This window comes from Streptomyces krungchingensis, assembly GCF_054729265.1.
Genome location: NZ_JBPUKY010000003.1, coordinates 32,285 through 46,692, shown reverse-complemented (window position 1 = coordinate 46,692; position 14,408 = coordinate 32,285). Strand labels below are relative to the sequence as shown.

Here is a 14,408-nt window from a genome sequence, read left to right as displayed (position 1 = left end):
AACGGCGGGCGGGTCGCCCTCGGGCCCGGCAGGGCGTCGGCTACGGGTGGGTCGCGCGTGTGATTGACGACCGCATCAATCTTGCGGACTTGAGCGGCCCGGGGCGTCCTGATCACCACCCGCTGGTTCGGAGCGGGCAGCTAGGCGTTCGCCGCACGCTCCGGCCGCTCGATCTGTGGATGGCCACGCCTTGAAGGGTCTGCTGCGCGAGCACCAGGGCATCGAGGCAGGTCTGTGACTCAACCGCACTCCGCCGGGTGGGATGCGGATGGCGGTGGCTGAACCTTTGGTTTCCCTCCCCGGCCCGGCGCAGCCATCGGCCAGGATCATGGCTTGAGGCTGGCCGCGGAGGCCCGCTGCCAGCGCCTCGCCGCAGCCGCTCTCTTCGGCGGGCATCCGGCAGGGGCGGCATGTGGCTCCGGGCACGCCGCCTGGGGCCATCAGGCGGCCGCTCAGCGCCGCGCGAAACATAGCAGAGTTGCACGAACTGGGCATTGAAGGTTGCGTCAAATCGCTGATGCACAAAGTCTGGAGGCCCGAGAAGACGTCTGAACGAGCAGCCGCACCCCGCGCGACGGGATCCGCCGGCTCGGCGCCATGGTGATTGCTGTGTGCTGGTCGCATGATGCAGGCCTGGCGACCGATGCGCCGGCCCGAGGCGCGGGAAATGCCCCTGCCCTGGGTGGCATTCGCCTCTAAAGTGACGCAATGGCACGCTCATGGACTCGACTGCACGAACATCTCGGTCACCCGCCCGGTCCCCTCACGTACGACATGGTGGGCGCCGCCGTGGCGGACAAGCTCCCCGAGAGCGATGACCTCGACTGGAAGGGACAACTGCCGAGCTTCACACGGGCGCCAGGGGTCTGGAACGAGTTCGCCAAGGACGTCGCCGCCATGGCCAACACGCGCGGCGGGCTGCTCATCTACGGCGTCAGCGACGAGATCAAGTTGGTCGGCGTCGACCTGGCGAAGGTGGACGAGAAGCAGATGCTCAGCGCCATACGCAACGGCATCCAGCCCTTCATCTCGGGCATCGAATTCATTCCGCTGCCTGCCCCAGGGGGCGGCGGCCCGGACGTGCTGGTCGTCGATGTCCCGCCCAGCGAGATGGCGCCGCACTTCCAGTACGGCTGGGAAGCCAAGGACAAGGACCGTGTCACGTTCAACGCGCCGCACCGCATCAACGACGACACCTTCTACATGCCCGAACACCAGATTGCCCGCGCCTACCGCGAGCGGTTCGTCCGTCAGGACGCGGCCGATGCACTGCTCCAGGCCTGCCTGACGCAGACGACCGAGACCGTCCTGAGCGAGTCTGAGGGATTGCCGGCCTGGCTGGTCATCGCCGCCCGGCTCGCACGACCGGTGCCGAGGATGGTGCCCTCACCGACCCACATGGAAGCGAAGTACACGCTGCACGAAGCCCTGAGAAGGGCGGGACGGGTCAAGGACAACCCCGCCGGGCCGGCCGTCCTATCCAACGTGCTCGGCAACGACATGCAGGTCGGACTGCGCCGCTGGGTAGCCAGCAGCTTCCTCGTCCCCGACCGGCGATCCCCCGGGCGTGACGCGATGGTCGAACTCCACCACGATGGGACCGTGACCGTCAGCGCCGAACTCGCCCACGGTCTCCCGCCCCATGACGGCGTCCCCGTCAACCTCCAAGTACTGCAGATCGTCGTGCTCGAGGCCGTGGCCCTGGCCGATGCGTTCCGTCGGCGGCTCGCCGCCGACAGCTCACTCGATATCACTGCCTCCGTCGCCACGGTCAATACGGGCAACCGCCTGCTGCCCTTCGGCAACCGCTTCGGACAGTTTGCACTGATGGCGGAAACTCGGCGGCCCCATCGGCTGTTGCCTGCCTCCAGCGAACTGGCCCCGAACGCGGATGACGAGACGCTGCGTGAGTGTGCCCACGAACTCACCAGCGGGCTTCTCCACCAGTTCGGGATCAACCTCCACCGCTGATCCCGTACAGGGGCCGGCGTCGACGCACGTCACACCGGGGTGGCACGGCACGCCATCAACGAAGAGGTTCACGGCTCGCTGCGTTGAGAACACCGTCGGCGTCGTCACGCGCGGAGGGTTTCCGAGGACACGATGGGCCCAGGCCGGGGGCCCACCACCCGGTTCAGTGTCGGACCTCCCACCACGGGACGAGCAGGGTTACCGTGCCGCTGGCGAACCTCGACGGCGACTACAGCGTCTGTATCGACTGTGGGCTCGGGTGGGTCGAGTGGCCCTACACCATGGAGAATTTCCGGCGGCGCAGGCTGGCCACCGCAGGCCTCGAGGCGCTGCGCCTTGAGCACCCCCGCCTGCCTTGGCACATCTTGGGCGGCTACTTCCCGGACTCCCGGGCCGTCTCGGCCGCTGCCAGCGGCGGCGTACCAGGGAGCATCAGCAGCGAGAGACCTGCCCACACGTGCCCGAGGGGCCCCACGCCAACAGGGCAGTCGGCCGTTTTCCGAAGAGGTAGGGCGCGATCAGGCTGACTGCTTTGTGTCGGTGCGGACCATTAGCCTCGGGGCATGAGAGATGCGGTCAAGCCTGAAACGCTGCGTTCCGCCATAGCCAGCGCCGTCGCCGAGTTAAAGTCGTACGAGGTCCCGGCCGAGTGCGTACGTCTGAAACTGGCGCCAGGAGATGAGGGCGACACCTTAAATTCTAGGCGAAGCGCAATAGGAGCCTCTCAGCCATTTCATGGCGATAATCGCGCGCTATTTCCAGCGGCCCCTTACCTCCGGCGGCTGCAACTTGGGGCAAAGCCCCGTAAGCCAGAAGCGTCGCAATCAGCTTAACACCCATTTCGCCACCGGACTGAATGGCCGAGTCCGCTTCATAGTCCACAGCATGCGCCAGAAGGGTCAGGCCACAGCATTCCTCATCGGGATCCCCTCCGGCGTCCAAAAGTCTCGCCAGCTCGTCCACGTCATCATCTTCGATTGCCTGATGAGCCGGAGTCCACACGTTACTTACTTCGATAGCCACATTTATCATTATACAGAGTGTGCTGCCGCGCCCGAAATGGGCGCGGCAGCACACTCTTCTAAGGCCTTCCCGATGTGTATACGAGGCGAATATTCGGAAAGGCATCGTGAAACTGCCCAATCACACCCGTGCACGAGGTACAGGCCTGCTGTGACGAGTGCAGTATCAAGCGACCCTTGACGCCCGATGATCCACCCAGTTGATTTGCTACATAAGTGAGCATCTTATACTCGGTATCCCAGGTTCGGGGGTTATTCCCTGTCGCCGTTGCCCTAAATCGAATCGGGTTACCAGGACTTCCGACAGGGGGAATAATGCCAGCCTGCTCATGCTGTCCACTGACAGCGCGAAGCAATTCCGGGTTCTTGCCTTCCAGCTCGAGACTTCCTGCCAATGCAGACCGAGTCTTCCCTGCGACCCTTGTCGCATATAGATTCTCTACCTCTGCAGCAAGTCTCTGCGACGTTGCGGTGGTAGCCGCTCTGGCCGCTAGCGCTGGGCCAAGGCGCCAAGGTCCTGCCACATCCCCGACTGGACCCGGGGCTTCGCACATAAATCCCGGAGGGCAGTCAGGACCTGGATTCAAGATCCGATCCCAGTCTCCATGCAGCATGGCAACGAGGAGGCTTTGCGATGAATACGCATCCCAGAAGCTGGGAAGGTCTGGGCCACCATTACCCATATTGTTAACATTTGAATCGGATGGGCCTTGGCAGGTGTAGATCGGCCAGCAATCGCCAGTTCCCGTCTTGCCAGTGTTCCCATTTTTATCGGGGACGGTGGTGCCCTTGGGATAAACGCCCGCATCGGCTAGGTCGTCTACGAACCCTTGGCCGTCGTCCTTGCCCCAGTCGAGGTCGGGGCAGGTGATCGGATCACAGCCACCGCCACCTTCAAGATGCCGTGTCAGGCCAGTGGGGTCACTGGCGGTAGCAGGGCTGTTGTTTGCGTAGCTATAGCCGTTCAGTGACTGGCCGTCGTCGGCGGTCAGAAGCGGGTCGACACTGAGGAACTGGCCGACGATCGGATCGTATTCGCGTGCTCCGACGTGTGTCAGACCGGTGGTGTCGTCGGCGGGTTTGCCGAGGAAGGCTTTGTCGTCGGGCCAGCTTGGCGGTTTGGTGCCTCGAGGCGCGCCAAACGGGGTGCTGTAGCGCTTGGTCACGGCGTAGGTGCTTGCATCGAGGGTGATGCTGGAGGTGCCGTGGTGGTCGCCGGCGAGGAAGCTGAGTTTGGTGCCTGCTATGCCGGATGTCGCGGTGCGGACGGCGATCGTCTGGCCGTTGGCGGTGTAGTAGCGGGTTCCGGTGAGGGTCTTGGTGGAGCCCTTGACGGTCAGGCGGACCTCGGTGCCGCCGAGGTAGAGGACAGTGTCGCCGTCGGCCTTGGCTCGGCGGATGAGCAGGTCGCCGTTGGCGTCGTAGAGGTAGCTGGTTTCCTTGGTGCCCTCGGTGAGTTTGGCAAGGTCACCCTCGGTGTTCCAGGCAAGTGTCTGCTGGCTTGCCGGGCCGGGGCGGGATGTGGTGTTGCCGCTCTGGTCGTAGCTGTAGGTGCTAGCGCGGGAGCCGGTGGTCTTGTCGAGTGTGTGCGGCTTGGCGTCTGCGGGGTCGTCGTAGGTGTAGCCGGTTGTCTCGTTGCCTGTGGTGGTGTGCTGGGTCTCTGTCTTGCGCTGTCCGGCGTCGGTGTAGGTGTACGACGTCCAGTAGGGGGCGGCTCCGTCGAGGTTCGTGGTAGTGCGGCTGGAGGTGGCACAGTCTGCGGTCTTCGGGGTCCAGGCTTCGGTCAGGCGGCTGTAGCCGTCGTAGGAGAAGCACTGGTAGTCGGCCTTGGTGGTGCCGCCCTGGGTGGTGGCGTCGAAGACCGAGGTGACGTTGCCGGCGTCGTCCTGGGTGAACTTCAACTCCTGCGGCATGTAGCTGTGGACGTCGTCGGTGACGTAGGAGCTGGTGAGGCGGCGGGTGCCGGGCTCGTATTCCCAGTGGAGGTAGGCCTTCTTCGCCGAGTCGCCGCCCTGGACGCCCAGTGCGAGCTTCGTCAGGTCGCCTTGCGGGGAGAATTCGGCGCCTTGGAGGTAGCCGGTGGTGCCCGCTGAGGTGAGTTGCTGGCCGGTCGCGTTGTAGGTGTAGGAGACGGTTTCGGAGGCAAGGCCCGCGGCGGCTGGCTGGGAGGCCTGGCTGATGGTGCCGTCCAGGCGGTAGCCGGTGGTGAACGACAGGGTCTTCGGTACGCCCGCGGTGACCAGTGGGTCCGTGTCGGGCAGGGTCAGCTCGCTGCCCGTGACCTGGTACAAGCTGTCGTAGGCGGTGACCTTCTGGGTGTAGGCCTTGCCGGCCGCACCGCCGTCGTAGCGGACCGCGGTGTCCTGCTGCCCCTTGGCAAGGCTGTCGAAGGTGAAGGCAGCGAGCTTGTTGGCGTCGCTCTTGTCGGCCTGCCACATGCCGGTCTTGCGGCCGAGCTCGTCGTAGCTGTAGAGAAGCTTCTTGGCCGCGTCATTGTTGGGAGTGGTGCTGACGACCTGATCGAGACTGTCGTACGCGGTGGTGGCAGTGCCCTTGTCCGGGTCGGTAGCGGTGCTCTGGCGGCCGAACAGGTCATAGGTGTAGGACCACTTGCTGTTATCCGGTCCGGTGATGGACTCCTGCTGGCCTGCGGACGTGTAGAGGTAGCTGGTCGAGGTGTAACTGGTGCCCGTGGGCTTCGGCCCGGCGTATTCGCGGCGTTCGGTCGTCTGGCCCAAGGCGTTGGTGGTGACGGCGGTGGCCTGGCCGCCGTCCGGTGCACTGGTCGCTGTGGTGTCGCCGGTGTAGGTGGTGTCGGTGGTCCAGCGGGTGACGCCGTAGTTCTTGGTCACCGTCTTGGTCGCGCGGCCGGCGCCGTCGTAAGTGGAGTCGACTTGGACTGGCGCCTGGGAGCCAGAGGTCTGCACGGGGGTTGCAGCGGGTGCGGAGGTGTCGTCCCAGATGTCGCCTTGGGCGCTGATGGCCAGTCCGCGGTCGTCGTACAGGGTCAGGGACAGCAGCCGTCCGCCGACCGGGGTCGGTGTCTGGACCTGGCGGCTGCGCAGCAGGGAGTCGTAGAACTCGTAGCTGGTGTTGTAGCCGGAGCCGTCGCCTTTGAGGGTGCCGGTGGACACCCAGGACATGGCCGAGTTGGTGAGGTTGTAGGCGTAGACGTAGTTCGGCGTCTTGTTCAGCGCGCGGGAGCGGTTGGGCAGCCAGATCTTGGTGAGCCGGCCGAGGCTGTCGTACTCGCGCTCGGTGACCTTGCTGTTGGGGTCGGTGGCCTTGAGCGGGGCGCCGGTGGCGAAGTCGACGTTGGTGGTGGTGGCGTATGTCTTCGCATCGGCGACCACCGTCGAGGTGAGGGGGCCGGCCGTAGTAGGTACGTAGGTGGTGGAGGCGACCTTCAGGTCGTTGGTGTTCTTCACCGCCGTGGGACGACCCAGCACGTCATAGTCGGTGGTGGACGTCTTCTGCCAGCTCGGGGTCCCGTCGGTGGCATAGCTCTTGGCCCGCCCCGTCCACTGGACCTCGCCCTTGGTCGGGGTCTGGGTGGTGGTGTAGGTCTTGGCGTCGTAGGCGGTCGCTGTGTCCGAGATGACGTCGCCGGGGCGGGTCGAGTCGCTGGGCAGGTCAAGGTCTGCGTTGAGTGTGGCGCAGGGCTTGGCGACGACGCGGACGCGGGAGATCAGCGCGTTGATGCCTGCGGCGTCGTTGCGGGCGTAGGTGTTGCGGGTGCACTTCTCGTCGTCGGTGACGGCGTCGTCGCCGCGGTCCTCGACCTTGGAGGCCATGCCGTAGTCGTCGTAGGTGGTGGCGATGGTGCGGACGCGGTCGTGCGGGGTGATGCCGCTGGTGATGTGGGTGCGTGTGTGGCTGGCGGCGGTGCGGACGTAGTAGGCCTCGGTGTCCGCGTAGGACTTGTGCTGGGTGGCTGTCTTCTGTGACCAGGGGTCGTTGATGGTGCCGCCGATTTCGATGGCGCCGTCGTAGGTGCTCGTCTCGCGGGTGAAGCCTGCGTACTGGTCGGAGTCGGTGATCTGGGGGGCCGTGATGGCGGTGGCGTCGACGCTCTTGCGGGCGTCGGGGTCGGGGGTTTTGCCGTCCGGGCCGAGGACGCGGTCGCCGTTCATGCCGCGCATGTAGGCCGTCACGGTCTTCAGCTGGTTGCTGCTGGTGTCGCCGGTGAGGTGGGTGACCTTGGCGAAGCCCCGCCAGATGGACCAGGTGCGTTCCTTGGCGGGGGTCATCGGGTCTTCGTTGTAGTGCCAGGCGCCGCCGCCGGAGTACTGGTAGCTGTGCTGGACCGCCTTGGAGCCGCCGTAGGGGTCCGAGGTGGACACGGAGGTCACCGGGTACTTCTGGAACCAGTCGAGGAGCGGGTCTTTTTCTCCGTTGGGTGACCAGTAGACCGGGTAGCAGCGCTTGGTGTTCTCGTCTGCCTTGGGCATGGTCTGCCCGGCGACGCAGTCGGCTTCGGCGTAGGAGACCACAGTTTGGGCTCCGGTCTCCGAGGTGACCGTGCGCAGGCGTGGCCTGTCGAGCGAGAGGATGTCATCGGCGGTGCCGTCGACGCGGTTCGGCAGGAAGATGTGGGTGAACTTCACCGGGTCCAGGGCGAGGTCGGTGCCGCGTTTGCCGGTGTGCTTGATCTCGTCGAGCCACAGGGACTGGTCGGTGGAGTCACCGGTGTCGCCCGGGTCGAGGTAGAGCTGCTTGAGGGTCCAGGCGTCCACCGGGGTGAACTTGTCGGTGGCCGTGGCAAAGGCGTCCCAGGCGTAGGTGGTGACGGTCGTCAGGCGCTTGCGGGTGAAGAACGACGGGCCGGTGTTGCCGGTGCACTTGTCGCCGTCCTTGCAGATCGCGTCGAACGGCACGTCGGGCCAGTTGTCGCGGGTGTCGTCGGTCAGGGCGTCGCAGCCGGTGCCGGAGGCCAGGCAGCGTTCCGCGTAGGAGAAGACGATCTTGTCGGAGGCGGCGGGGCTGCCGGAGAAGAGGGCGTCGGCGCGCTGTCCGTAGCGGATCTCCTTGAGGTAGCCGCCGCGGGTGTAGCCGGTTCCGGTGGTGTCGTCACCGAGCTTGTCGTAGTTGTTGGTCTCGGCCGTGTACCAGTACGACATGGCGTTGTTGTGGGTGTCCTCGACGTAGTCGAGGTTCCAGCGCCACGCTTGCTTCTTGTCCCGGCCGGAGAAGGAGGTGCCGTCGGCGTAGCCGGGTTCGCCCTCGTCGTCGCCGAAGACGGGCACGGTCCATACCGAGTCGGTGCGGTCATCGGTGCCTGCGCCGGTGAGCTTGTTGAGACCGAAGACGTACTTGGTGCCCTTGCCGGTCGTGACGGTCCAGTACTCGCCGTTGTCGTCTGCGTTGTCGGCGCCGGTCGAGTGGGTGACGGTGGAGGCATCGTCGTTCTTCAGCCGCCACGTGCCCGAGGTGTCGTCCTTGACGAGTTCGGTGGCCTTGCCGTTCAGGACGAGCGAGGCGTTGTCGTACTTCCAGCACAGGTCGTACTTCTCGCTCTGCCCGTCGTCGTCGCAGGTGCCGTACTTGCGCTCGATGTAGGAGGAAGTGAGGTCGAAGCCCTCCCCGATCTGACTGCCCTGGTTGTTAGTCGTGGCCGTGCGTCCGTCGATGCTGCCGGAGTCGTAGGAGATCGACAGATCGGGTGCGGGGCCGGCCGCGGACGGCGGCACGCGCAGCGGGTAGGACCAGGTGAAGGAGCCTGAGGAGCCGCCTGCCTCCCAGGTGGAGGAGGCCGACAGCGGGGTCGCCTTGTAGTCGCCGCCGCCCGACTTCGTGCCGGCCGCCAGTGCGAGCACCATCGTCTGCGGGGCTGACGCCGATGGGGTGAAGGCAAGGGTCGACGAAAGCGTGGAGCGGCGAAGGTTGTTGGTGGCCGGAAGGGTCTTCGGCGTACGGCACGTGCCCTTGCCGGCCTGGTCGAGCAGGCAGCCGGGGAACTTCATCAGGTGCAGGCGGCCGGCCCAGTCGCCGCCGTAGGCGGAGGCGAAGGCGGAGTAGTCGATGGCCAGGCGGGCGCTGCCACCGCCTGGGGGGCCGGTGACGGTCAGGGCCACGCCCTTGATGCCGAGTTTGCGGGTGGCCTTCTGGTCGAGGACCTTGACCGTGACCTTGTCAGCGGTGTGCGGCCGGGCCTTGCCTTTGGCTGCCGGGCCCGGCGCGAGCAGGGTGAGGGGAAGGGCTCCGGGCCGGGCCTTGGCCGTCTTCGTGCCGGACAGCGACAGGGTCGCCGCCCCGCCGGTGGGCCAGGTGACGTTGCGCTGCTGGTCGGTGCGGGCTCGCTTGGCTGCTGCCCGGTCTGCGGCCTCGGAGCGGGCCACGATGCCCGCGTTCTTCTTGTTCGTCTTGGCGGTCCACGGCGAGACCTTGGCCGCGCGGGGGGCCTTCCCATGCAGATCCCCGAGCGGTTCCGTGTCCGCGGCGAAGGCCACCGGGGTCAGCAGGCCCGGCAGGAGCGCGAGAGAAGCCGCCGACGCGATACGGCGTATCCAGGGGCGTTTGCCGTGCCGGGCGCGGCGTCTGGGTCCCGCCGGGCGGGAGACGAACTCGTTCATCACAGGTCTCCTCGCGTGTGGCCCGGCCCGGGGCCGGGCCACACGACATCAAGGTCTGAAGAAGCAGAAGAGCAAGGGCGAAGGTGTGCGCGTGGCGGTGCGCTACGTGGAAGGCTGCGCGATCTGGCTGTTGACCTGGTCGGCTTGCATCGCGCCGGCCCACACACGGACCTTGGCGAGATCGCCCGGCAGGTAGTGGCCGGTGCTTCCGTCCGCGGAGCCGCGGCCGGCCGACAGTGCGCCTGCGCCCTGCTGGGGTGCGGCCAGACCGGGATCCTCCTCGCCTTGCTGGACGAACGGCCCCACATACAGCTGGGCCACGCCGAAGTGCTGGGTCCCGTCAGCGGCGGTGAAATCCTGCGTCGCGTCGAAGACTCCGGTCACATCGACCCAGGTGTCGAACTCACGGTCGCCGATGGCGTCCTGCGCCGGGGCGATCGCCGTATCGAGGATCTTGCCGGTCGAGTCGACGGCGGTGCGTCCGAACTTCCACTGGTAGACCCCGTCGGCGACCTTCTCCACCCACAGCGCCCAGGAGGACTCCTTGCCCACCGGGGTGGCCTGGGCTGCCACCAGCCCCCGGTAGCCGGCAGGCTTCGAGGCCAGAAGCGTCTTGTTCAGCCGGACCCGCGCGGACACCGTGAACGAGCCCGTCTCATCGACCACCGGCCCCGTCGTTGCGGCGTAGCCAGCGGTCCCGTCCAGGACCAGTGCGGTGGCATCGTCGCCGGACAGGGCTGCTCCCGTGCTGGACAGCGTCAGGCCGCCCCGGCTGTAGGGGAACGAGGTGCTCGCCGGGTTGTCGGGGTCTTCCGGGCTCTCCTTGACCTGGGTTCCGGAGGAGATGGTCGCATCCCAGTGCGCCACGAGCTCATTGCCCGCGACACCGTCCGTCTCCAGACGGTCCTCCGTCCTGACCTGGTCCGCAGTGCGGGCGTCCTGCCACACGGCGACCTCGTCCAGGAGACCGAAGAAGTGCTCTGCGCCGGCCCCTGCCGTCACCGAGCGGCCGAACTGCAGTCCGCCGGTCGCCGTCCACGGCTCGTAGGAGGATGCCGTGTCGGCAAGGACGACGGGATCGCCCTGGGGCTGGCCGTTGACGAACAGCTGGATGGAGTCGTTGCTCTTGTCCGTGTCCCCGTGCGCGTCGAACACGCCCATCAGATGTGTCCACACCTTCAGCGGCGGGTCGGCCGCGTCCGCGAACGAACGGATGTACACCGGACTCGTCTGGTCCTTGTCCGCCCGATTGAAGATCCACTTGCGGTAGGAGGCCGAGTAGTACAGGGCGAACGCGCTGGTCTTGGACCCGGGTTCCGATAGCACCACACGGTTCGCCGACGCGTTGGTCAGATAGACCCAGGCGGAGATGGTGAACGAGTCCTGGGTGTTCACGGCGGGCACCGCGGTGGCCGCGTATCCGGTCTGCTCAGCCGGATCGGTGGTGTCGTCGTTCAGGCGGAGCGAGTAGTCACCGGCGCCCCGCCGGGCCCTCGTGGAGCCTCCGGTGCCGGCCTCTCCCACCAGGGTGGCGTTGTGGCGCACCCCCACGCTCGCGGTGTCTGCCGCGGTCATGGTGCCGGCGCCGGGCTTGAGTTCGCCGAACCGCCAGCGTCCGCTGGCTTCAGGGGCCAGGTCCACCTTCGTGGAGAAGAAGGCGGGCGGCCCCCAGCGCACCTTCCCGTCCTTGCCCAGTTTCAGGTCGCTGGCCTCGACCGACAGTGTCTGGGTGCCGGACAGCCCCGGAGTCACGTTGCTGATCGTCGCTGTGCCGTTCGTCGTCGCCGTCACCGTCTTCGTGGTGGCTGCGTTGCTGCTCATGAACCGCCAGCGGTACTGCTTCACGTCCTGGTCCGCGGCATTGGGGCTGAACTTGAAGGATCCCGGGATGCCCGGACCGCCGTGCGCGGCGCAGTCGTCGGCCAGGCACTGCGTATAGGGGCCGGCCGAGGTGATCGTCGGCTGTTTCGGAGCCGTGGAGTCGATCCGCAGGTAGCACCACGACGAGTACGGCGAGTACAGGTCTCCGAACCTGCCGTCGTAGCTCCAGTGCGACTGAGTGCGGGACCTGAAGCGGTACAGGCCTCCGTCCGCCCGCTTGTCCGTGGTCGTCGTCTCCAGGTATTCGTCCGGGTGCCAGCCGGACCTGGGCTGGTAGTCGCTCCACACCTGCGACCACGTCCCGGACGTGGTGTCGGTGCTGGAGCGCTCCATCACGAACTCGGCCTGCAGAAAGCCTTCTTCATCGCCCTGATGCTGCTCGACCTTCGTCTGCACCCGGGCCTGGACCGTCGGAGTGTCCACCGTCACCGTCAACGGGTTGGACGAAGGCCGGCACTCGGCGGTGGTCCCGGTTCCGGAAATCGCTCCGACCGAGGTCGGCACGCCCGGCGTGTGCACGTAGACGACCTTCAGCTCGGCGTTGTTGTCGAAACGCTTCCAGGCCCGCGGCTCGCTCTCGTCCTTGGCCCGCAGCATCAGCGTCAGCCTCGGGAACTTGCCGTCAGCGAAGGAACGGACGGTGGAGGTCAGGTTCTCGTCGGATTCCTCGGGGTTGTCGTTGAACTCGATCCACTTGTTGGGCTGCTCGGGACTGCACAGATCGCCGCGGCCCGCCGACACGTACCTGTCGCCCATCTGATCGAGCTGCTTGGGGCCCGGCCAGCGCGTGCCCTCGCTGATGTTGTCCGTGCGCTCCAGGTCCACCCAGTAGGGAGTGCAGTTGAACGACCACGTCTCATACGCGCGAAACGTCGCGTCCAGAACGTGCTTGCCCGCCAGGGCGCCCGGCCCGAACTCGAAGTACATCCGGTCGGTGTAGCCGCCGGTGCTGCAGGCGTAGCCGTCGGCGATACCGCACCGTCCCACGCCCTTGGGCTCGCTGAACTTCCAGAACTTGTCGCCGTCCGAGGACAGCTTGGTCCACTCGGACACCCCGAGCCCCACCGGGGGGTCGATGTACACCGGATAGACGGTTTCCTGGCCGCGCAGCAGATCCAGGTCCGGGTGCACGGACACGGTGCCCTCGCCCACGGTCACCGGCAGTTCCGCGGTGGCATCGCCCTCATCGGGATGGGCAGGATCATCGTCTGTCCCCTGCTCCGTCTGCGACCCGGTGGCGGGCATCGACAGCAACTGGGTCTGCGGGCCTGCGGTTTCGGTGCCTGCGGAATCCCACATCTGGCCGGCCGGCCCTCGGAAGACGGCGTTGCCATCCGCATCGACCGCGCGCAGGCCACCGCCCTCGCCCTCAGTGACGCTCAGACCGTTCCCGCTGCTCGTGAGCTTGATCTTCTCAAGCTCGGGGCTGGCTGCGGCTTCCGCGTTCTTCACCACCAGGACCTCGCGGTAGCCCTCGGCGCTCGCCGTCATCTGCAGATCCACGCCCTGGATGGGCACATCTGCATAGGTGGCCGTGGCACCGTCCAGGGTCGGCGCCGGCAGCGAGGTGGGCCAGCCCAGCTTCAACTCCTGCCCGCCGAGCCCCAGACGCAGCAGCCCAGAACCGCTTCCCCCGCCCGAGAACGCCACGTCCACAACCGCCGACTTCGGGCCCACAGTTCCGTCCGCGCGCTTTTCGAGCGTGACGTCGATGTCCCGCCACGAGCCGTCTTCGGCCCGGGCCCGCTGCGGCTGCGTCGACTGCGTGAGCGTGAAAGTGCCGTCCGGGTTCGCGACCGTATCGCTGTACTCGGTACGCGCCGCGGTCACCTCCACCGGCTCCCCCGTCGCCACCGCACGCTCAGATGCAGACTGCTCCGATTGCACCGCTCGCGGCTGCGCAGCCTGCCCCTCACCGGACGCCGCGATCGTCACGACCGGAAGAAGCGACAACACCACGGCCGCAGCGGACACCCCGCCAACCGCACGCGGCACGCCACTTCTTCGCAAACGGGCATCACGACGTCCCCAACCCAGCCCCACAGCCCCCACCCCAAGGTCACAGATTGTTCACAGGTGGAGCGAGTTAACGCTCCCTCAGTTCCCAACGTCAATGTGAACTGGAACACACATCAAGGTGCCGTCAGCCTCTTGACCAGCAGGAATGTCGCGAGATGTCCCGTGGGAGCCCTCTCGCACATCCACCCCGAGACCATCACTCTCCGTATGCATCCTGACGGACGGGCGCACAGAACCAGCCACTAGCAGACCCGCAGCCGAACAGCACGCACCAGACGCGGATTCGCCCTACCCCTATGCGCCACAAGCCTCACGAGAAACGTTCCCTCTGCCCCTCAACGATCAAATCCAGTCATGGCCATAACGCCGGAACACGCACGCGTTTACGTTGCGTGCACGCCTAGATCCCGCGCTAGCCGCCAGGACCATGTCGCCCGGACGGCTGACCGCGAACTCACCTACCGCTCGCTCGGAGGCGGGTCCAGCCGTAGGCCTGCCGAACTCCGGCGTACGGGCACCGAGGACGATTCACCCGTGAGCTACGACCTGCCCGTCTCGGACGGCGAACACCCACTCGACAACGACCAGCCGGGCTCGGCGTACAACGAGTTCTAGGGGTTACCAGGAGTTGGACGGAGCCGTCGCGCCCCCAGCGGCGCCGACGCACCACTCGCCAACGGCAGGTACGCGGCCGATCCCACAGACCGCCACCAGCCACGCACCATCCATCTCGAGCCCCCAGCCCGGGACAGAACCATCAGGACAGCCGTCATCCAACAGCCGTGGTCCACGTAGGGAACGCAAGCACCGGCCGCCCCTGGTCACGCAGGAAGTCCCGCAGGCTGCGGCCAAGTACGGCTCCCTGCCCTCTTACCTCGCGTCCCAATAAAGGTCGTCGCAATAGAGATGCAGAGTCGTCTCAATACTTGCAGCCTTGCAGGCC

Annotated in this window: 4 protein-coding genes; 1 reads left to right on the top strand and 3 read right to left on the bottom strand. The window is 66.5% G+C overall.

Going from position 1 to position 14,408, the window contains the following annotated elements; translation table 11 throughout:
- Window positions 1-789 precede the first annotated feature (789 nt).
- Window positions 790-1,971, top strand: a complete 1,182-nt coding sequence (locus ACSYGO_RS46210) for an AlbA family DNA-binding domain-containing protein (RefSeq protein WP_460390473.1) — start codon at window positions 790-792, stop codon at window positions 1,969-1,971.
- 699 nt (window positions 1,972-2,670) lie between these two features.
- On the opposite strand, the gene ACSYGO_RS46205 is transcribed toward ACSYGO_RS46210, so the two are convergent.
- From ACSYGO_RS46205 to ACSYGO_RS46195, 3 genes are all read right to left on the bottom strand, one after another.
- On the bottom strand, window positions 2,671-2,994 hold the full coding sequence (locus ACSYGO_RS46205) for an ankyrin repeat domain-containing protein (RefSeq protein WP_460390472.1): 324 nt from the start codon (window positions 2,992-2,994) through the stop codon (window positions 2,671-2,673).
- Between the two features lie 58 nt (window positions 2,995-3,052).
- A complete protein-coding gene (locus tag ACSYGO_RS46200; protein WP_460390471.1) occupies window positions 3,053-9,565 on the bottom strand; it encodes an RHS repeat-associated core domain-containing protein in 6,513 nt (2,170 codons plus the stop codon).
- A 102-nt stretch (window positions 9,566-9,667) separates the two neighbouring features.
- Complete coding sequence (locus ACSYGO_RS46195; RefSeq protein WP_460390469.1) at window positions 9,668-13,282, bottom strand: laminin G domain-containing protein; 3,615 nt, start codon at window positions 13,280-13,282, stop codon at window positions 9,668-9,670.
- Window positions 13,283-14,408: the final 1,126 nt, after the last annotated feature.